Source organism: Acidovorax sp., from assembly GCF_046339755.1.
Classification (GTDB): domain Bacteria; phylum Pseudomonadota; class Gammaproteobacteria; order Burkholderiales; family Burkholderiaceae_C; genus Acidovorax.
In genome coordinates, this window is the sequence record NZ_JBKDTZ010000414.1 from 19,101 (window position 1) to 38,252 (window position 19,152).

The 19,152-nt window shown below is 67.9% G+C and carries 16 protein-coding genes and 1 pseudogene; 5 read left to right on the forward strand and 12 right to left on the reverse strand.

Annotated elements, in window-relative coordinates:
- Nucleotides 1–19: 19 nt before the first annotated feature.
- From ACK59X_RS35555 to ACK59X_RS35610, 12 genes are all read right to left on the reverse strand, one after another.
- The gene (locus tag ACK59X_RS35555) at nucleotides 20–3,760 is read right to left on the reverse strand and encodes a molybdopterin cofactor-binding domain-containing protein (protein ID WP_409964301.1); all 3,741 of its coding nucleotides are present in this window, start codon (nucleotides 3,758–3,760) and stop codon (nucleotides 20–22) included.
- Nucleotides 3,757–4,275 (reverse strand): (2Fe-2S)-binding protein, encoded by a 519-nt coding sequence (locus ACK59X_RS35560; protein ID WP_409964302.1) that lies wholly within the window; start codon nucleotides 4,273–4,275, stop codon nucleotides 3,757–3,759. Before ACK59X_RS35560 ends, ACK59X_RS35555 begins: the two co-directional genes overlap by 4 nt.
- A 22-nt stretch (nucleotides 4,276–4,297) precedes the next feature.
- Nucleotides 4,298–5,473, reverse strand: coding sequence for an ABC transporter substrate-binding protein (locus ACK59X_RS35565; protein WP_409964303.1), 1,176 nt, complete (start codon nucleotides 5,471–5,473; stop codon nucleotides 4,298–4,300).
- A gap of 168 nt (nucleotides 5,474–5,641) precedes the next feature.
- On the reverse strand, nucleotides 5,642–6,367 hold the full coding sequence (gene pncA / locus ACK59X_RS35570; protein ID WP_409964316.1) for a bifunctional nicotinamidase/pyrazinamidase: 726 nt from the start codon (nucleotides 6,365–6,367) through the stop codon (nucleotides 5,642–5,644).
- 78 nt (nucleotides 6,368–6,445) lie between these two features.
- Nucleotides 6,446–7,195: an ABC transporter ATP-binding protein gene (locus tag ACK59X_RS35575; RefSeq protein ID WP_409964304.1), complete on the reverse strand. Its 750-nt coding sequence runs from the start codon at nucleotides 7,193–7,195 to the stop codon at nucleotides 6,446–6,448.
- Nucleotides 7,195–7,989: an ABC transporter ATP-binding protein gene (locus ACK59X_RS35580; RefSeq protein WP_409964305.1), complete on the reverse strand. Its 795-nt coding sequence runs from the start codon at nucleotides 7,987–7,989 to the stop codon at nucleotides 7,195–7,197. The genes ACK59X_RS35575 and ACK59X_RS35580 overlap by 1 nt, the downstream gene beginning before the upstream one ends.
- On the reverse strand, nucleotides 7,986–9,881 hold the full coding sequence (locus ACK59X_RS35585; protein WP_409964306.1) for an ABC transporter permease: 1,896 nt from the start codon (nucleotides 9,879–9,881) through the stop codon (nucleotides 7,986–7,988). The genes ACK59X_RS35580 and ACK59X_RS35585 overlap by 4 nt, the downstream gene beginning before the upstream one ends.
- A 245-nt stretch (nucleotides 9,882–10,126) precedes the next feature.
- On the reverse strand, nucleotides 10,127–11,332 hold the full coding sequence (locus tag ACK59X_RS35590; RefSeq protein WP_409964307.1) for an ABC transporter substrate-binding protein: 1,206 nt from the start codon (nucleotides 11,330–11,332) through the stop codon (nucleotides 10,127–10,129).
- Nucleotides 11,333–11,420: 88 nt separating this feature from the next.
- Entirely contained in the window at nucleotides 11,421–12,005 is a 585-nt protein-coding gene (locus ACK59X_RS35595) for an amino acid synthesis family protein (protein WP_409964308.1), read from the reverse strand.
- Between the two features lie 49 nt (nucleotides 12,006–12,054).
- Nucleotides 12,055–12,696, reverse strand: coding sequence for an amino acid synthesis family protein (locus tag ACK59X_RS35600; protein ID WP_409964309.1), 642 nt, complete (start codon nucleotides 12,694–12,696; stop codon nucleotides 12,055–12,057).
- A 20-nt stretch (nucleotides 12,697–12,716) separates the two neighbouring features.
- On the reverse strand, nucleotides 12,717–13,640 hold the full coding sequence (locus tag ACK59X_RS35605; protein WP_409964310.1) for a UPF0280 family protein: 924 nt from the start codon (nucleotides 13,638–13,640) through the stop codon (nucleotides 12,717–12,719).
- A gap of 10 nt (nucleotides 13,641–13,650) precedes the next feature.
- Nucleotides 13,651–15,282 carry a 6-hydroxynicotinate reductase gene (locus tag ACK59X_RS35610; protein ID WP_409964311.1) on the reverse strand — a complete coding sequence of 544 codons (1,632 nt, stop codon included), beginning with the start codon at nucleotides 15,280–15,282 and terminating at the stop codon, nucleotides 13,651–13,653.
- Between the two features lie 174 nt (nucleotides 15,283–15,456).
- Between ACK59X_RS35610 and fdxA the strand changes: the two genes are divergently transcribed.
- The 5 genes and pseudogenes from fdxA to ACK59X_RS35635 all read left to right on the forward strand — a co-directional run.
- Nucleotides 15,457–15,786, forward strand: coding sequence for a ferredoxin FdxA (gene fdxA, locus ACK59X_RS35615; protein WP_409964312.1), 330 nt, complete (start codon nucleotides 15,457–15,459; stop codon nucleotides 15,784–15,786).
- Between the two features lie 69 nt (nucleotides 15,787–15,855).
- Complete coding sequence (locus tag ACK59X_RS35620) at nucleotides 15,856–16,629, forward strand: ferredoxin--NADP reductase (protein ID WP_409964313.1); 774 nt, start codon at nucleotides 15,856–15,858, stop codon at nucleotides 16,627–16,629.
- A gap of 61 nt (nucleotides 16,630–16,690) precedes the next feature.
- Nucleotides 16,691–17,386 (forward strand): TetR family transcriptional regulator, encoded by a 696-nt coding sequence (locus tag ACK59X_RS35625; protein ID WP_409964314.1) that lies wholly within the window; start codon nucleotides 16,691–16,693, stop codon nucleotides 17,384–17,386.
- 342 nt (nucleotides 17,387–17,728) lie between these two features.
- Nucleotides 17,729–18,916 carry an amidohydrolase family protein gene (locus tag ACK59X_RS35630; protein WP_409964315.1) on the forward strand — a complete coding sequence of 396 codons (1,188 nt, stop codon included), beginning with the start codon at nucleotides 17,729–17,731 and terminating at the stop codon, nucleotides 18,914–18,916.
- Between the two features lie 97 nt (nucleotides 18,917–19,013).
- A pseudogene (locus tag ACK59X_RS35635) lies at nucleotides 19,014–19,152 on the forward strand (electron transfer flavoprotein subunit beta/FixA family protein); the annotation flags it as partial.

Consider the following 19,152-nt stretch of genomic DNA (forward strand, 5'->3'; position numbering starts at 1 on the left):
TGGAGCCTAAGAATGTGCTCTAAGGATGCGCCGGCCCCGCCCGCACGCGCGCCAGCGCCTCGGACACATCGGTCCAGGCCGGCCGGCCCGGGGCGTAGCGCTGGCGCATATAGCCGGCCAGCTCGGTGATCTGCGCATCGCTGAGCGCGTTGCCGAAGCCGGGCATGAAGCCCAGTTCGCGCGAGGCCGGCTCGCGGATGCCGTTGACGATCACCTGCAGCAGGTTGTCGGGCCGGTCGCTGTGCAGGTTGCTGTTGAGCGCCAAGGGCACATTCGCGCCCAGCAGTTTCGGACCGTCGCCATCGTGGTGGCAGGCGGCGCAGGCGCCGTTGAACAGGCGCTGGGCCTGGCCGGGCTGTGGCGCCAATGCGGCCGCCCGCGCCACGGCCGCCTGGGCCTTTGTCGCAGCGTCGGCGGCGGGTTCCGGTGCCGCATTGAACGAGGCCAGGTAGGTGGCCATCGCGCGGATGTCCTCGTCGGGCAGTTGCGCCAGCTCCTGCACCACGGGCGCCATGGGGCCCGAGGCCACGCCGTGCTGCGGGCTGTGGCCCTTGCGCAGGTAGCTGTAGAGCGCGTCGGCAGTCCAGGGCACGGGCGCCTTCGACAGGCCCGTGAGCGCAGGCGCTTCCCAGCCATCGACCTGCGCCCCCGAAAGGAAGGCCGCGCCCCCCATCTCCGCGCCCAGCGCATTGCGCGGCGTGTGGCAGGCGCCGCAGTGGCCGGCGCCCTGCACCAGGTAGGCGCCGCGGTTCCATTCGGGCGGGCGGGTGGGGTCGGGCTTCCAGGGCGTGGCGTCGTGGAACAGCGCGTTCCAGCCGGCCATGAGCGGGCGCACGCTGAACGGGAAGGCCAGCTGCGTGGCCGGCACCTCGGCGCGCACCGGCGGCTGGGCCATGAGCCAGGCGTACAGCGCGGTCAGGTCGTCGTCGTCCATCTTCGCGAACGAGGTGTAGGGAAACGCCGGGTACAGGTGCCTGCCGTCGCGCGAGATGCCCTCGCGCATGGCGCGCTGGAAGGCGCTGAACGACCACTGGCCGATGCCGGTCTCGGCATCGGGCGTGAGGTTGGTGGTGTAGACGGTGCCGAACGGCGTGTCCATGGCGCGCCCGCCGGCATTCGGCGTGCCGCCGGGCGCCGTGTGGCAGACCACGCAGTCGCCAGCGGCAGCCACCAGCCGGCCGCGCTCGATGGTGGCCGCGTTGTAGACCGAGGCGCCGCCCGCCGTCTGCGCCACCGGTGCGATGGCCGGGCGCCAGCCCAGCAACGCAGCGCCCATGGCCAGGCCGCCAGCGGCCAGGGCCAGCGCCCGCCCCCAGAGGCTGCGCCTTCTGGGCCAGGTGGCGGTAGGCGGCACAGCGGGTGCAGGCAGCTCCAGTGTGGGCAACACATCGGCCGGCTCCACCGGCGTGCCTGCTGGGGCATCGCCGCCCTGCCCTGACGCTGCGTTCAGCGGGTTGAGCCCGGCGCGCACCACCTCGGGCGTGAACGGCGGCGCACGGAAGCGCACGCCCGTGGCGTCGAAGATGGCGTTGGCGATGGCGGCCGTGCCGGGAACCGAGGACGATTCGCCCGAGCCCAGCGGCGCCTCGTCCTGCCGGGGCATGTGCATGACCTCGATCACCGGCACCTCGCGGAAGCTCAGGATGGGGTAACTGCCCCACTCGCGCGTATCGACCGCCTGCGTCACGGGATCGAAGCGCACCTGCTCCTTGAGCGCCCGGCTGGTGGTCTGCACCACGTTGCCATGCACCTGGTGCTCCACGCCCGCGGGGTTGACCATGAGGCCGGTGTCGTGCCCCACGACGACGCGGCGCACGTGCACCTCGCCGGTCTTTCGGTTTACGTCCACATCGGCAACCCAGGCGGCCCAGGCAGCGCCGAAGCCGGGCCACTTGCTGTGGATGTAGCGCGCATAGGCAAAGCCCTGGCCCTGCACCCAGTCGCCTTCGGCACCCTGCAATTCAGCGGGGCCGGGCACACGCGGCCCGGTGTGGGGCTGCCAGCCGGCCTTCTCGGCCGTGGCCTTGACGAGTTCGACTGCGCGCGGGTCGCTCAAGAGCTGCAGGCGGAACTCGACCGGGTCCACGCCCGCCGCCGTGGCCAGCTCGTCCACATAGGATTCGTGGGCGAAGGAGTTGGGCAGCGCCGACACCCCGCGCAGCCACGAGGCGCGCACAATGGGCGCCATGTCGTTCACGGCCACGCGAAGGTTGTCGTAATCGTAGGGTGGGCGCGCCGTGCGGTCGCCCATCTCGTAGGCCTGGGCCAGCGGCTCGATGGTGCGCGTGAGCAGCAGGGCCAGCGTGGGCGCGCCGTTGGACGGGTAGGAGGTCTCGAAATCGTAGGCCGCCACCGAGCCATCGGCATTGAGGCCGCCGCGCACCTGCATGAGCTGGGCCGTGCCCTTGGGCTCCCAGAGGTGCTCCTGCTCGCGCGTGAGCTGCACGCGCACGGGCGCGCCCACGGCGCGCGAGAGCAGCGCGACATCGGCCGCCACGTCGTCGGCACCGTTGCGGCCATAGCAGCCTGCGGCCTCCATGCGCACCAGGTCGATGTCCACGTCGGCCAGGCCCATCAGGCGCGCCAGGTCGGCGCGCAGCACATGGGGGTTCTGCGTGCCGGCCCAGACGGCCATGCGGGCACGGCCCGTGGTTTCGTCCTGGCGCCACTCGGCCACCGCGCACGAGGGGCCGATGGAGCCGTGCAGCTGGTACGGCCAGACATAGGTGCGCGGCATGGACTGCTCGGCACCGGCCAGGGCCGCATCCACGTCGCCCTCGTCCACCAGGCGGCGCTGGGGGGAGGGGTTGGCGCGGATGGCCTGGGCCACGGCCTCGGGGCTGTCCTGCCGCGGAAAGCCCGGCCAGGCCTTCCAGCGCACCGCCAGGCAGCGCAGGGCTTCCTCGGCCTGTTCCTCGCGCTCGGCGACGATGCCCACGAAGTCGCGGATCACCACCACAGCGCGGATGCCCGGGATGTGGGCGATGGACGACTGGTCCACCGACTCCAGCGTGTTGCCGATGAAGTCGCCATGGTCGGCCCCCGCATAGGGCGGGCGCACCACGCGGCCATGCAGCATGCCGGGCACGCGCATGTCGTGCACGAAGACCAGCTCGCCGCTGACCTTGGCCGGTATGTCCACGCGCGGCACCGACTGGCCCACCACGGTGTAGTCGGCCGTGGGCTTGGTGGGCGTGGCGTCGGCCAGCTCCATCGCGGTGTGCGTGCCGGCGAGCAGTTCGCCGTAGCCCACCTGGCGCGCCGGGTCGGCCGTTACCAGTACCCGGCCTGCCTGCACCAGCAGCGCATCGGCGCCCACACCCAGGCGCTCTGCGGCCCGGGCCAGTAGCCACAGGCGCGCCTGCGCCGCCGCAATGCGCAGCGGCCTGGCGTGGATCTGGATCGAGGCGCTGGCAATGGTCGCGCCCTGGTTGGGCGCGCGCGTGGTGTCGCCCAGCACCATGTTCACGTGCGACAGCGGCACGTCGAGTTCCTCGGCCACGATCTGGGAAAGCGCCGTGCGGATGCCGGTGCCCAGGTCCACGTGGCCGTTGAGCGCGGTCACGCTGCCGTCGTCCCAGACGGCGATCAGGATCTCCACGCCCTCGGCCGGGTTGCCGGCCACCAGGGCGGGCTGACCCTTCACGGGCGGCGGCGCGGGCGGCGGATTGCGCACCACCAGCAGCACGCCCTCTGCCGCATGGAAGTCGGCGCGCGTGAGCGGGCTGCGCGCGCGCAGCGGTACGGGGGACGCGCTCATGCCGCCACCCCGCGCACCAGCACCGCCGCGCGCTGCACGGCGCGGATGATCTCCACATGCGTGCCGCAGCGGCACAGGTTGCCCGAAAGCTCGCGGCGGATCGCCGCCTCGTCGGGGTCGGGATTGCGCTCGAGCAGCGCCACGGCCATCATCACCATGCCGTTGAGGCAGTAGCCGCACTGGGCCGCCTGTTCCTCCACAAAGGCCTGCTGCACCGGGTGCAGGCCGGTTTCGCACGCCGCGCCCTGGCAGCGCGCGGGCAGGCCCTCCAGCGTGGTCACTTCGCGGCCCGCCACCCCGCGCGCGGGGATCACACAGGCGCGCGCCGCCACCCCGTCCACCAGCACCGTGCAGGCGCCGCATTGGCCCAGTCCGCAGCCGTACTTGGGGCCGTTGAGGGAAAGGTCGTTGCGCAGCACATGCAGCAGCGTGGCGCCCGCACCGGGGGTGCCTGGCGGCAGTTCACAGGGCTGGCCGTTGACGCAAAGGGAGAGAACGGTGGCTGGGGTCTGCATTGATTCCTGTGGAGGGGGTCGGTCAGCGCCTGAGGCTGCCGGTGCGGGTGTACATCTCCAGGTCGACGAAGTTGGACCCGTTGTGGTTGCCCGGGCCGTACTGCACCGGGAAATCGCCGAACTTGGTGGTGCCCATGTCTTCCATGGCCTTGATGAAACCTTCGCGGGTGAGGTTGCGCCCGGCACGCTTGAGGCCTTCGACGAACACGCGCGCGGCGATATAGCCTTCGAGCATGGTGTAGCTGTCGATCTTGGCGCCCGCGTCGGTGCGGTCCTTGCGGTAGTCGGCCACGATGGGCATGCGGCTGGCCTGCGGCGAGGGCACGATGTTGGCCGTGACCAGCCCCTCGATGCCGCCGTTGAGGCGCTGGGCCGAGCCCGGCGCATCGGTGATGCCCACCGAGATGGTGTACAGCGGCGACGCGGCGCCCGCGGCGCGGTAATCGCGCAGGAACACCTCCACCATCTTGCCGGCCACGATCATCACCACGGCACCGGGCTGGGCCTTGGTGAGCTGTGCCACCTGGGCCTTGGCGTCGGTGGCGGCGATCTCCATGGGAACCGACTCGACCACCTTGACCTTCAGGCCCTGGGCGATCTGCAGGCAGGTCTCCAGGTTGGACTTGCCGAAGGCGCTGTTCTGGTAGATCACGCCGATGTTGGTGATGCCCAGCGTGGCCAGGTGGCCCACGATCTTGCGCAGCTCGGTCTCGTAGCTGGCACGCACGTGGAACAGGTAGCGGTTGTGCGTGGTGCGGAACGAGGTGGTGCCCACCAGCGGGGCGAACATGGGCACGCCGGCCTTCTCGGCCAGCGGCATGGCGGCGATCAGGTTGCCCGTGGCCACGTAACCGATCAGGGCGAAGACTTTTTCCTCGTCGATCAGGCGCGCCGTGTTCTCGGCGGTCTTCTTGGGCTCGTAGGCGTCGTCGAGCGACACAAGTTCGAGCTTGCGGTCGAACACCCCGCCAGCCTTGTTGATGCGGTCAAAGTAGAGCGCGATGCCGGCCTTGTAGTCCACACCGAAATCCTTGGCCGGTCCGGTGAAGACGGCGGACTGGCCGACCTTGATGCTCTTTTCCGTCACCCCCGTCTCGGCCGCGGCAGCCGTGCCCGCGCTGCCCAGGGCCGTGGCGGCCAGGGTCATCAACACAGCCCTGCGGTCAGTGCGCCCACTCTCCATCTCACGAACCTTCATGAAACGCTCCTTACATCAAACGTGGAAGTGTCCCCTCGTGTGGAGGGGCCTTGCAAGCCCTGGTCGGCCATGTTGCTAAACCGTCATACCAGGGTGCCTACGGATTGCCCCGCAGGCACAAAAGCGCCAGACGCAAGACCCGTGCCGAGGGCGGCCTTCCCGTTGTCGTCAGGCCAGGGCGATGTCCTCCGACTGGATGCGCTTGACGCCCTTGGCCTTCATCTGCTTCCACGCGGCTTCGAGCGATCCGTTGAGGTCGATGGCACGGCAGGCGTCCTCCACCACATAGGTCTCGAAGCCCAGGCGCTTGGCGTCCAGCGCCGTCCAGGCCACGCAGAAGTCCGTGGCCAGGCCGGTCACGAAGACCGTCTTGATGCCGCGCTGCTTGAGGTAGCCGGCCAGGCCGGTGGAGGTCTTGCGGTCGGCCTCTTCGAAGGCCGAGTAGCTGTCCACATGCTCATGGAAGCCCTTGCGCAGGATCACCTGGGCCTGGGGCAGCTTCAGATCCTTGTGCAGGGCCGCGTCCTCGGTGCCGCGCACGCAATGGTCGGGCCACAGCACCTGCTGGCCGTAGCTGAGTTGGGTCGTCTCGAAGGGCTTCTTGCCCGCATGCGTGCTGGCGAACGAGGCATGGCCCGGCGTATGCCAGTCCTGCGTGACGACCACGTTCTCGAACGCGGTGGCGATGCGGTTGATGACCGGCACCACCTCGTCGCCCTTGGCCACCGGCAGCGTGCCGCCGGGCACGAAGCAGTTCTGCACGTCCACCACGATCAAGGCCGCCCGCTCGCCCGGCTTGATCTTGGCCGCAGCGAAGGCCAGGGGCACGCCGCCCCCCGCCAGGGCGAGGGCAGCAGCGGATTGGAGGAAGGAACGGCGCTTTGCAGGGATCATCATGGCGGACACTCCGGTTGGGAACGCACTGGCAGATCGGCCCCGGCCCGATAAGGCCCAGGCCGGGGAATCAATCCTTCACACGCTCAGGTAGGACCTGCGCACTTCGTCGTTGGCGGCCAGCTCGGCCATGGACGCCTGGTAGCGGATCTGGCCCTTTTCGAGCACATAGGCGCGATCGGACACGAGCTCGGCGAAATGCATGTTCTGCTCGGACAGCAGGATGCTCACGCCCTGGGCCTTGAGCTCCAGGATCATCTGCGCCATCTGCTCCACGATCACCGGGGCCACGCCTTCGGAGGGCTCGTCCAGCAGCACCAGATAGGGGTTGCCCATGAGCGTGCGGGCCACGGTCAGCATCTGCTGCTCGCCGCCGCTCATGCGCCCGCCGGGGCGCTGGGGCATCTCGCCCAGGTTGGGGAACAGCTTGAACAGGGCCTCGGGCGTCCACAGCGGCGCGGCCGTGCCGTCGGGCCAGTGGCGCGCGGGCTGGCGGCCGACTTCCAGGTTCTCCATCACCGTGAGGTCGGTGAACACGCGCCGGTCCTCGGGCACGAAGCCCAGGCCCAGGCGCGCGGCGTCGTGCGGGTCGGTCCTGGACAGGTCCTTGCCCATGAAGCGGATCTGGCCCTTGCGCTTGGCCAGCATGCCCATCAGCGTCTTGAGCGTGGTGGACTTGCCCGCACCGTTGCGCCCCATGAGGGCCACGACCTCGCCGCGGCGCACGTCGAGGTCCACGTCGTACAGGATCTGCGCTGCGCCATACCAGGCCTGCAGGCCCTTGGCCTCGAGCAGCACTTCCCTGGGTTCGTTCGTCGTCGTGCTCATCATGCGGTCTCCGCGGGCGCAGCCGCTGTCGTCGTCGTCTTTTTCTCAAAGGTCTTGCCGGTGCCGAAGTACACCTCCTGCACCTTGGGGTGGTCGCGCAGTTCCAGGGGCTTGCCCTCGGCGATCAGGCGGCCGCGCGCCAGCACGATCATGCGGTCGGCGTAGGCGAACACCACGTCCATGCTGTGCTCGGTGAACAGCACGGCCATGCCGCGGTCGATCACCAGCTGCTTGGTCAGCGCCATGAGCTCGTTGCGCTCCTTGGGCGCCATGCCGGCCGTGGGCTCGTCCATGAGCAGCAGCTTGGGCGCGTTGGCCATGGCGATGGCCAGTTCCACGCGCTTCACGTCGCCGTAGGCGAGCACGCTGCAGGGCCGGTCGGCCTGGGCCTTCATGCCCACCTGCTCGAGCAGGGCCAGGGCCTCGTCGCGCTTGTGGTCCGAGGCCTTGCGGAACATCGAGAACAGGCGGCCGTCGTGGGAGATCAGTGCCATCTGCACGTTCTCCACCACGGTCAGGGAGGAGAAGGTCTCGGCGATCTGGAAGGTGCGGCCCACGCCCAGGCGCCAGATGTCGCGCGGCTTGCGGCCCACGAGCTCCTGGCCGTTGAGCTGGATGGAACCCGCATCGGCCTGCAGCTGGCCGTTGACCATATTGAAGGTGGTGGACTTGCCCGCGCCGTTGGGGCCGATCAGGGCCAGCAGCTCGCCGGCCGCCAGCTCGAAATGGATGCCGTCGACGGCCTTGACCCCGCCGAAGGACTTGCCCAGGCCGGTGACTTTGAGCAGGCTCATGCTGCCTCCTTCGCTTCGCGCTTGTTATCGAAGAGTTGCTTGATCGCGCCGGCGATGCCCTGCGGGAACAGCAGCACCAGGATCAGGATGATGGCGCCCAGCATCGCGCGCCAGTAGTCGGTGTTTCGCGCCACCGTGTCGTGCAGCCAGGTGAAGGTGACGGCGCCCACCACCGGGCCGGCCAGCGTCTGGATGCCGCCCAGCAGCACCATGACCAGGCCGTCGACCGACTTGCCCACGTGCAGCGCCTCGGGCGAGATGCTGCCCTTGGAGAAGGCGAACAGCGCACCGCCCAGGCCTGCGAACAGGCCGGCGATGACGAAGGCCGTCCACTGCATGCGCTTGACGTCGATGCCGATGGCGTCGGCCCGCAGCACGGAGTCGCGGCCGGCGCGCAGCGCATAGCCGAAGGGCGAGAACAGCACCCGGCGCAGCGCCAGCACACCGCCCACCACCAGGGCCAGGGTGAGGAAGTAGTAGTTGCGCTTGTCAGACAGCCACTCGGCCGGCCACACGCCCGTGAGGCCGTTGCTGCCGCCCGTGAAGCCGTCCCACTGGTAGCAGATGGCCCAGGTGATCTGCGCGAAGGCCAGCGTCAGCATGGACAGGTACACGCCCGACAGGCGCACGCAGAACCAGCCGTAGAGAAGCGCACCCGCCGCGGCAGCCAGCGGCGCCAGCACCAGGGCTATTTCCATGGGAATGCCAGCGGAGCGCACCAGCAGCGCGGCCGCATAGGCCCCGAGGCCAAAGTACGCGGCGTGGCCGAAAGAGTGCATGCCGGCCGGGCCCATGATGAAGTGCAGGCTGGCAGCGAACAGCGCAGCGATCAACAGATCGATCATCAGCACCGTGAGGTAGGGTGAGCCCGTCGTCACGAAGGGCAGCACCACCAGTGCGGCCACCAGCACGGCGGCGCCGATCTTGTACCAGGGCGGCGAGGCGCGCAGCGGCGCTTCGGGGATGCCGGTGTTGCGGCTGGCGGCCTGGGCCTTGCCCATCAGGCCCCAGGGGCGCACCACGAGCACGACCGCCATCACGAGGAATTCGACCACCAGGGTGAGCTTGGAGAACGAGACGCTGTAGCCGAAGATCTCGACCACGCCGAGCCAGATGCAGATGGCCTTGATCTCGGCGATCAGAAGCGCCGCCACATACGCGCCCGGAATGGAGCCCATGCCGCCCACCACCACCACCACGAAGGCGGCGCCGATGGTGTTGAGGTCCATCTCCAGCGTGGCCGGTTCGCGCGGCAGTTGCAGCGCGCCGCCCAGGCCCGCCAGCTGGGCGCCCAGGGCGAACACGGCCGTGAACAGCCAGGCCTGGTTCACGCACAGGGCGCTGACCATCTCGCGGTCCTGCGTGGCGGCGCGCACCAGCGTGCCCCAGCGGGTGCGGGTGAGCAGCAGCCACAAGAGGCCCAGCACCACCGGGCCGACGACGATCAGGAACAGGTCATACGAAGGGAACTGCCGGCCCAGGATGTTGACCGAGCCCGAGAGTCCCGGCGCCCGCGGGCCGAGCAATTCCTCAGGGCCCCAGATCCAGAGCGCCGCATCCTTGATCACCAGCACCAGGGCAAAGGTGGCGAGCAGCTGGAACAGCTCGGGCGCCTTGTAGATGCGGCGCAGCAGCACCACTTCCACCAGGGCGCCGAGCGCGCCGACCACCACGGCCGAAAGCAGCAGCGCGGGCCAGAAGCCCAGGCCCGTGCCCAGCTTGGCCACCAGCGAGTAGGCGACGTAGATGCCCACCATGAAGAACGAGCCATGCGCGAAATTGACGATGCGTGTGACACCGAAGATCAGCGACAGCCCGGCTCCCACCAGGAACAGCGAGGAAGCCCCCGCCAGCCCATTGAGCAGCTGAACGATAAAACTCGAAAAACTCATTCCAGATCCTTCGGGGTCACGGCAAAGGTTGTCCCTCGGGCATGTCATCTGCCCGTTCTATGCTTGTGGGGTTGCAATATGGCCGCAGCGGCCGGCGGGCGCAAGGGCCCGCCGAAACCGCCGTCAGCCGGGGACCGGCTCATGCGGATCCGCGTTCGACCGTATAACTAGGCGGGAAGCCGCAGACAGTGCTGTAGCACGGCAAGGCGAACCAACGACGTTAGACGGTTGAAGGCGAATCCGTATCAGTCGGCCGGGCGCATCTTCTTGACTTCTTCGTTCGAGGGCTGCACCTTGGCGCCGTCCACGTAGCGGTAGTCGACCATCACGCCCTTGCCGCCTTCGTTCTTGGAGCGGCCCACATAGCCGCCCATGGTGGACTGGTTGTCCTCGGGGCGGTAGGTGATGCGGCCGAACGGCGTGGGCACCTGCAGGCCCTTGAAGGCGACGACCAGCTTCTCGGTGTCGGTGGAGCCGGCCTTCTTGATGCCCTCGCCGAGCGACTTGATGGCGCTGTAGCCGACCACCGAACCCAGGCGCGGGTAGTCGTTGAACTTGGCCTGGTAGGCGGTGTGGAAGGCCTTGTGCTCAGGCGTCTGCAGGCCGTACCAGGGGTAGCCGGTGACGATCCAGCCATTGGGGGCCTCGTCCTTGAGCGGGTCCATGTACTCGGGCTCGCCGGTCAGCAGGCTGACCACTTCTCGGTCCTTGAACAGGCCGCGCGTGTTGCCTTCGCGCACGAACTTGGACAGGTCGGCACCGAACAGCACGTTGAAGATGGCGTCGGGCTTGGCATCGGCCAGGGCCTGCACCACGCTGCCCGAGTCGACCTTGCCCAGCGGCGGCGCCTGCTCGACGACGAACTCCACATCGGGCTGGGCCGCCTTGAGCAGTTGCTTGAAGGTGGCCACGGCCGACTGGCCGTACTCGTAGTTGGGGTAGACCAGCGCCCAGCGCTTCTTCTTCAAAGCCACGGCGTCGGGCACCATCATCGACACCTGCATGTAGGTGGAGGGGCGCAGGCGGTAGGTGTAGCGGTTGCCGTTCTGCCAGACGATCTTGTCGGTCAGCGGCTCGCCGGCCAGGAAGAAGAATTTCTTTTGCTTGGCGAAGTCGGTCAGCGCCAGGCCCACGTGCGACAGGAAGGAGCCGGTGAGCACATCGACCTTCTCGCGCGAGACCAGCTCTTCGGCGGCGCGCACGGCATCGCCGGGGTTGCCGTTGTCGTCGCGGATCACGAGCTGGACCTTCTTGCCCAGCAGGCCGCCTGCGGCGTTGATCTCGTCCACGGCCAGCTCCATGCCCTTCTTGTAGGGCTCCAGGAAGGCGGGCTGGGCCTTGTAGCTGTTGATCTCACCGATCTTGATGACATCCTGGGCCATGGCGGGAGCCAGGGTGGCGGCCAGCGCGGCGGCGGCCGTAACACGCATGAGGGTCTTTAGCATCGTCATGGGAACACTCCTGAAGGATTGGATGGGAGAGAAACAGCGGTGGCAAATAGTATCGGGGAGACTGTAGGTCACGGGTGTGGCGGTGCGCTCAGCGCAGGCCGTCCTTGCCCTGGATTTCTGCGGTGGTGAGGCCGCCGATGCGCGGCAGCGGGCGGCCGCCGGCCGTCACGACCACCGCCACCACGATCTCGTTGGCGCGTGGCGCATCGGCCACACGGGCTTCCATGGCATCGAAATGGCTGCGCACGTAGGCGGCATCCTTGTGGCCCAGGGGCACGTCGATGGCAGCGCCCAGGCCGCCGATCTTCTTGCTCGATGGCACCAGGGCCGCGCCCTTTTCCACCGCCACGCGCAGCGGTGCGCCCAGCTTGGGGTGCAGGATGGCGGCGGCGTGCTCGAGTTCGCCGCCCTCGCCCACGATGGCGGCCTTGCCATAGCTTTCGGCCTGGCCGGGCGCGATGCCCAGGGCCTGCACGCAGCGCTCGCCCAGCAGGCCGCCGAGTTCCTCGCCGATGGCGATCAGTTCATCGAGGTTCTGCTCGAAGCGGCCGGCAAAGGGGTTCTCGATGACGGCCATGGCCAGGGCCTTGCGCACGGGGGGGTTGACCTCCTGGCCCATTTCCACGCGCACTTCGTCGGTCTGGACGATGATTTTCCGGATCTTGGCGGGCATGTGTGTACTCCTTGGTCTCTCGTGTTCGTTATTTGTGGAGGGCAGGGGATCAGCGCAGGCCGTTCCACTGGCGGATGTCTTCGGCCTTGAGCCCGCCCACGCGTGCATGGATGCGCGCGCCGGTGGTCATGGCCAGGATGAAGACGATCTCGTCGGCGCGCGGCGCGCCGGGCACGCGCACCTCGATGGCGTCGAAATGGCTGCGCACGTAGCTGGCGTTGATGTGGGTGAGCGGCACATCGAGCGCTGCACCGGGGCCACCCACCTTCTTGGTCGAGGGCACGATGGACAGGGCGTTGCCCGGCTGTCCGGTCTTCTCCTCGGCCTGGCCCTTGGCGTAGGCGTTGCGGTCGCCCTTCCAGCCGAGCAGCTCGCGCATGGCGTACCCGCCGGGCACGTGCCACAGGGCACCGTGCTCCAGTTCGCCGGCCGCGCCGACGATGGCGCCCTTGCCATAGGTCGCGATGCGCTCGGCGGGCACGGCCATGGCCGCCAGCAGGCGCTGCGCCATATCGAGACCCACGTCCTGCAGCGCATCCATCATGGGCAGGATGTCGGCCTCATAGCGGCCGGCATAGGGGTTGGTCAGCACCGCGCCGATGGCACCGCGCAGCAGCGGTGCACCGGTTTCGGGCCCGAATTCGTGCCGGATTTCCTCAACATGGGTGAAAACGCGTCGGATCTGGATCATGGGATGGCCTGTGCAATTCATTAAGCAAATACTGAACCAACTTCGAAAACGGCGCCGGTTTTCCCAGGCGCGGCGTGCTCCAGCAGGCCGGCGGCCGATGGCGTCGCCATCCATTGCCCCTGGCACGAGAGCAGCGCGCACCACAGATGAGCACCAGCCTGCAATTCTTGCGCTTTTTCCAGGCCGGCCTGCAAGGCCTGGCGCACCAGGGCCGCAGGCAGGTCGGGCACATCGACCGTCACAGGGATGCTGCCCAGGTCGCTGTCGTCCTTGACCTCCCAGGCGGGCCTGCGCACGATGCGTGCGTCCTGCACATTCACCGCATTGGCCACCACCGTGGCGGCGGCGTCGGCCTGGGCCGCCGTGGCAGCCAGGATGGTGACACTGTCGGCAATGCCCAGCGAGTGGCTGCGCCCGCGCCAGCCGCTGGTGGCAATGCCGCGCACGGGCATTGTGCTGTCGATGCGGAAGGCACCATCGAGCAACAGGCCTTGCTGTAGTTGCGCCGCATCCAGTGCGGCGATGTCGGCGTACACGCCGACCCGGGCGGTTTCACCGGCTGCCAGGTGCAGCGCAATGTCGCCACCGTTGTTGACCCAGGCGCGCCGCACGCCGTCCACCACATAGCAGGCCAGCAGCTCCTGCGCCACCGAGCCGGCGACGGCGGCCATGGGCGTGATGAAGTCCTGGCGGAACGGCCGGCAGGCCTGCCACATGCGGCGCGCCACGGGGCCCTGCAGCGGGCATTCGCCCTCGCCCACGGGGGCCCGCAGGGCCGGCAGCTCGCGCACCAGCTCCTGCAGCAGGCCTTCGAACCGCACCCAGGCACGCGCATGCGCGGCGGCCACCGCGAGCGCGTCGCCCTCGGCCTGCACGATCACGTCCATGGGACCATGCTGCAGGTGCCAGCGGCCCGGCGAGAGCAGTTGTCGGGTGGCTTGCATGGCGCCCTCCTCAGCCCAGCAGCGGTGGGCGGCCCAGCGGCCAGGGGTTGGCCGATGGCAGCGGCAGCCAGGAGGCCGACAACGGCGCACCATCGTTGTGCCAGGCACCGCGTTCGAGCACCTCGCGCAGGCTGCGCACCTCGCTCATGTGGCCGCCCAGCAACTCGTAGTCGCTGCGGCGCATGCTGAATTCGATGGGCGCCACGATGGCCGGCGTGGGCACCGTGCCGAAGCTGTTGTCGGGCATGCGCAGCACGTCGGCCATCACCGTGATGCCGCCACCGGGCCAGACATAGGCCGGGGCGCCGCCGCAGGTCACGTTGACCAGGGCATTCTTGATGGAGCGCGTAAGCAGCACCGGGTTTTCGGTGACGCCCGCACGCAGGCTGCCGCCCGCACCGCCGAGGAACAGCACCGAAGTCAGCGAGGGCTCGCAGTTTTCGCCGATGCGCTCGACGATGCGGCGCACGGCCTCGGGCATCTCGGCCTCCACCGGCACCAGCGACTCGTCGAGCACATACCAGCTGGCGTGCTCGCCGGTGGTCGATGTCATCAGCAGGCGCAGGCCGGGCCAGGCCACGGCTTCGTCCCAGCCCTCGATGATGGAGAGCGGGTCGGCGATGTCGGTGCCGCCCCAGCCCGTGCCGGGGTTGGCCACCTGGAAGTAGCGGCCCGGCGTGGACTTGCGCCCGCGCATCTTGATGCCCGAGGACTTCATGTCCAGGCAGCGGCCGGCCTGGTGCTCGGTGAGCACGCCGGTGATGTGGTCGTCCACCACCACCACCTCGTCCGCCTGGCCGAAGAACTGGCGCGCAAAGATGCCGATGGCCGCCGAGCCACAGCCTACGCGCATGCGCTGCTCGGCCACGCCGTTGACGATGGGCGCCTTGCCCGCCTGGATCACGAGTTGCGAGCCACCGTCGATGGTGAGCTCCACCGCCTGCTTGTTGCCCAGCGCCTGCATCATCTCGTTGGCGATGCGCCCTTCCTTCTTGCTGCCGCCCGTGAGGTGGTGCACCCCGCCCAGCGACAGCATCTGCGAACCGTACTCGGCCGTGGTGACATGGCCCACCACCTCGCCCTTGCAGCGCACGTTGGCCTGCTCGGGGCCCAGAAAGCGGTCGGTGTCGATCTTCACCTTGAAGCTGCAGTAGCTGAAGATGCCTTCGGTGACCACGGTGACCATGTCCACGCCGTCGGCCTGGGAGCCCACGATGAAGGGCGCGGGCTTGTAGTCGGGGTAGGTGGTGGAAGAGCCCACGCCGGTGACGAAGACCTCCTCGGTCAGCAGCAGATCGCCATTCCAGGTGGGTTGGGCGGCGGACGGCTCCGACGTCTCGGCAGCGTCGCCACCGGCTTCGACCACGCGGCCCGAGAAGGGCACCAGCCGGGCCTCGCCGTCCTCGATGGTCTTGCGCAACAGCACCACGGGATCGACCCGCACCAGCACGCCGGCCTGGTTGGCATAGCGGTCGCAGGCGCCACTGCGGCCTTCGGAAATCTGGCACAGCACAGGGCAGGCATTGCACTCCACCTTGGCCACGTTCATGCGCTCGTTGCGCGGGCGGGCGCGCTCGAGCACCTGGGGCAGCTCGGGTGCATCCATGCCGGGAAGGCCGTCGGTCTTGGTGTGTTCAGTCATCGTGGCAACCATTCCTCGCACCGTTTCCGGTGCTTGTACGTTCAGTGCGTTTTGTGTAGCATTCACTTAACAAAAATGTGGTGTTCACTACATTTGAGGCGAATGTAGCGCAATCATTCGCAGTCCGCAATAGTGTTTGCGCGCCCCCTGAAATGGTGCACAAGGAGCCCCAAAATGACGCACGTAGTCACAGACGCATGCATTCGGTGCAAGTACACCGACTGCGTGGATGTATGCCCGGTCGATTGCTTCAAGGAGGGGCCGGAGTACCTGGTGATCGACCCCGACGAATGCATCGACTGCGCGGTCTGCATCCCCGAATGCCCGGCCAATGCCATCTATGCCGAGGACGACCTGCCCGAAGGCATGGAAGTCTTCCTCGCATTCAACAAAAAGCTGGCTCCGGGCCTGCCCACTATCACCAAAAGAAAACCGCCTTTGCCAGATGCGGAACAATGGAGGGTTGTGAGCCACAAGCTTTCCGGCCTGGACGTCAGTTTCTGACGCCTGCGGCCCCAGCCTTCCAGCCAGCTTTTTCGCCCGATTTCTCAACTTTTAGCCGACGTTACGACCATGAGCGCCTTTCTTGAAGAACGCGTGCTGTCCGTCAACCACCTGACGGATCGCCTTTTCTCGTTCAAAACCACCCGCGACACCGCCTTGCGGTTTTCCAACGGCCACTTCACCATGATCGGCCTGCGCGTGAACGGCAAGCCGCTGCTGCGCGCCTACAGCATCGCCAGCGCCAACTACGAGGAGCATCTGGAGTTCCTGTCGATCAAGGTGCCCGACGGCCCGCTGACCTCGCGCCTGCAGAACATCCAAGTGGGTGATTCCATCGTCGTTGGCAAGAAGCCCACCGGCACCCTGCTGATCGACTACCTGCTGCCCGCCAAGCGCCTGTACATGCTGTCCACCGGCACCGGCCTGGCCCCCTTCCTGAGCCTGATCCGCGACCCCGAGACCTACGAGAAGTTCGAGGAAGTGGTGCTGGTGCACGGCGTGCGCGAGGTCAAGGAACTGGCCTACCGCGACTACATCACCAAGGAACTGCCGGAGCACGAGTTCCTGGGCGAGATGGTGAGCAAGCAGCTCAAGTACTACCCCACCGTGACGCGCGAGCCCTTCGAGCACCAGGGCCGCGTGACCACCGTGATCGAAAACGGCCAGCTCGCGCGCGACCTGGGGCTGCCCGCCCTGAACCCGGTGGAAGACCGCGTGATGATCTGCGGCAGCCCCGAGATGCTGCGCGACCTCAAGCACATGATGGAAGAGCGCGGCTTCAAGGAAGGCAACACCACCAAGCCCGGTGATTTCGTGATCGAGCGCGCCTTCGCGGAGCAGTAATATCCCCGGCAGGCCCGGCCCCTGCACCGCAGGGGCTGCCCTGCCACCCAACGGATCATCCATGTCGGCCACACCCACCAAGACCCGGACTGCTTCCACCCGCGCCCCTTCCGCCCGCCGCACCGGCGTGCGCGAGCAGGCGGCGCAGACAACGCGCGACAACATCCTCAAGGCCGCGATCAAGGTGTTCGCGCGCTACGGTTACGAAGGCGGCAGCGTGGAGAAGATCTCCAAGGCGGCCAAGTCCTTCGACCGGATGATCTACTACTACTTCGGCAGCAAGGAAGGCCTGTTCATCGAGGTGCTCGAAGAGATCTACCGGCGCATGAACGACGCAGAGACCGCGCTGGACATCCGCCTCGACACCCCTGTCGAAGCCCTCAAGGCCGTGGTGCGCTTCGTCAGCCAGTACTACCGCAAGCACCCCGAGTTCGTCACGCTGCTCAACACCGAGAACCTGCACAAGGGCAAGCACATCTCCAAATCGATGCGCGCGCGCGAGTATTCCTCGCCGGCCGTGTCCGTCATCGAGCAGGTGTTGGCCGCGGGCGTGGCCAGCAAGGAGTTCCGCGCCGACCTGCGCGCGCGCGACCTGTACCTGCTGATCGCCTCCATGGGCTACTTCTACCAGTCCAACCGCTACACGCTCTCGGCCTTCCTGGGCGAGGACATCGACCAGCCCGAGGCCGTCGCGCACTGGGACGACTTCATGATCGATACCGTGCTTCGCACGGTCAGGCAGAGTACAACCCCCTGAGTCGCTTCGCGCCTTCCCCCTTCTCTCGAATGGCTGCGCCATTCGGGAAGGGGGACACCGCCAGCGCGGCGGGGCGGCCCTTGCACGGCGGTGCTGGCCTGGGCCGTGCCCCATCTACCGTCAGTTAGCCAAGCAATCTGCAGGAGCGCTTCGCGCCTTCTCCCTCTGCGCCGCACATTCGAGGGATGGTTTGGCTTGCCCGGTTAACGCACGCGCACCAACACTTTGCAGGGCTTCTGGCCTTGCACGACGCGCACCTCTTATGTAGTATTCACTACACGAATTGCAGCCCCACGATCGCCGCAGTTTGCCCTTCCATCCCTCCCCCGACTGGAACCCTCCATGGCAGACCTCTCCACCTCCGCAACCTCCGGCAAAGTCGTCATCAAGAACATCGGCCTGCTGCTCTCGGGCGACCTCGAACGCCCCATCCTCGATGCCGACACCATCGTCGTGAACGACGGCCTCATCGTGGCCGTGGGCCGCGAGAAGGACTGCGACACCGAGCACGCGCGCACCACCATCGACGCGCGCGGCACCTGCGTGGCGCCCGGCCTGATCGACAGCCACGTGCACCCCGTGTTCGGCGACTGGACGCCGCGCCAGAACCAAATCGGCTGGATCGATTCGACCATGAACGGCGGCGTGACCACCATGGTCTCGGCCGGCGAGGTGCACCTGCCCGGCCGGCCCAAGGACATCGTGGGCGTGAAGGCCCTGGCCATCACCGCGCAGCGCGCGTTCGACAACTTCCGCCCCGGCGGCGTGAAGGTGATCGCCGGCGCCCCGGTGATCGAGAAGGGCATGGTCGAGCAGGACTTCAAGGACATGGCCGATGCCGGCGTGAAGCTGCTCGGCGAAGTGGGCCTGGGCTCGGTCAAGGCCGGCTACGAGGCCAAGGAGATGGTGGCCTGGGCGCGCAAGCACGGCATCCAGAGCACCATCCACACGGGCGGCCCGTCGATTCCCGGCTCGGGCCTGATCGACAAGGACGTGGTGCTCGAGGCCGATGCCGACGTGATCGGCCACATCAACGGCGGCCACACCTCGCTGCCCTGGAAGCATGTGTGCGAGCTGTGCGAGAAGTCCTCGCGCGCCATCGAGCTGGTACACAACGGCAACGAGAAGATCGCCATCGAAGCCGCGCGCGCCGCCATGGAACTCAAGTGCCCGCACCGCGTGATCCTGGGCACCGACGGCCCCGCGGGCTCGGGCGTGCAGCCCTTGGGCATGCTGCGCATGATCGCGCTGATTTCGAGCTTCGCCAACATCCCGGCCGAGCTGGTGTTCTGCTTTGCCACGGGCAACACGGCGCGCATCCGCGACCTGAACTGCGGGCTGATCGAAGTGGGCCGCGCGGCCGACTTCGTGTTCATGGACCGCGCCCAGCACACGGCCGGCGCGACCCTGCTCGAAAGCGTGCAGCTGGGCGACATCCCTGGCATCGGCATGGTGATGATCGACGGCATCGTGCGCTGCGGTCGCAGCCGCACCACGCCGCCCGCCACCGAGATCCCTGTGGTGCTCTGAACCCCGGTCCTGAACCCCTTCAGCACACCCTTTCCATTTCACGCCCTGGTGCCCGCACCAGCGCCCCCTGTTTCTTTGTACTGATGGAGTTCTTCCCATGAAAATCCTCGTCCCCGTCAAGCGCGTGGTGGACTACAACGTCAAGGTCCGAGTCAAGTCGGACCAGACCGGTGTGGACATCGCCAACGTGAAGATGAGCATGAACCCCTTTGACGAAATCGCCGTCGAAGAGGCCG

Coding starts and splice junctions, on each gene's coding strand:
- ACK59X_RS35555 (WP_409964301.1), bottom strand. CDS start 3,760: ATGAGCGCGTCCCCCGTACCGCTGCGCGCGCGCAGCCCGCTCACGCGC.
- ACK59X_RS35560 (WP_409964302.1), bottom strand. CDS start 4,275: ATGCAGACCCCAGCCACCGTTCTCTCCCTTTGCGTCAACGGCCAGCCC.
- ACK59X_RS35565 (WP_409964303.1), bottom strand. CDS start 5,473: ATGAAGGTTCGTGAGATGGAGAGTGGGCGCACTGACCGCAGGGCTGTG.
- pncA (WP_409964316.1), bottom strand. CDS start 6,367: ATGATCCCTGCAAAGCGCCGTTCCTTCCTCCAATCCGCTGCTGCCCTC.
- ACK59X_RS35575 (WP_409964304.1), bottom strand. CDS start 7,195: ATGAGCACGACGACGAACGAACCCAGGGAAGTGCTGCTCGAGGCCAAG.
- ACK59X_RS35580 (WP_409964305.1), bottom strand. CDS start 7,989: ATGAGCCTGCTCAAAGTCACCGGCCTGGGCAAGTCCTTCGGCGGGGTC.
- ACK59X_RS35585 (WP_409964306.1), bottom strand. CDS start 9,881: ATGAGTTTTTCGAGTTTTATCGTTCAGCTGCTCAATGGGCTGGCGGGG.
- ACK59X_RS35590 (WP_409964307.1), bottom strand. CDS start 11,332: ATGACGATGCTAAAGACCCTCATGCGTGTTACGGCCGCCGCCGCGCTG.
- ACK59X_RS35595 (WP_409964308.1), bottom strand. CDS start 12,005: ATGCCCGCCAAGATCCGGAAAATCATCGTCCAGACCGACGAAGTGCGC.
- ACK59X_RS35600 (WP_409964309.1), bottom strand. CDS start 12,696: ATGATCCAGATCCGACGCGTTTTCACCCATGTTGAGGAAATCCGGCAC.
- ACK59X_RS35605 (WP_409964310.1), bottom strand. CDS start 13,640: ATGCAAGCCACCCGACAACTGCTCTCGCCGGGCCGCTGGCACCTGCAG.
- ACK59X_RS35610 (WP_409964311.1), bottom strand. CDS start 15,282: ATGACTGAACACACCAAGACCGACGGCCTTCCCGGCATGGATGCACCC.
- fdxA (WP_409964312.1), top strand. CDS start 15,457: ATGACGCACGTAGTCACAGACGCATGCATTCGGTGCAAGTACACCGAC.
- ACK59X_RS35620 (WP_409964313.1), top strand. CDS start 15,856: ATGAGCGCCTTTCTTGAAGAACGCGTGCTGTCCGTCAACCACCTGACG.
- ACK59X_RS35625 (WP_409964314.1), top strand. CDS start 16,691: ATGTCGGCCACACCCACCAAGACCCGGACTGCTTCCACCCGCGCCCCT.
- ACK59X_RS35630 (WP_409964315.1), top strand. CDS start 17,729: ATGGCAGACCTCTCCACCTCCGCAACCTCCGGCAAAGTCGTCATCAAG.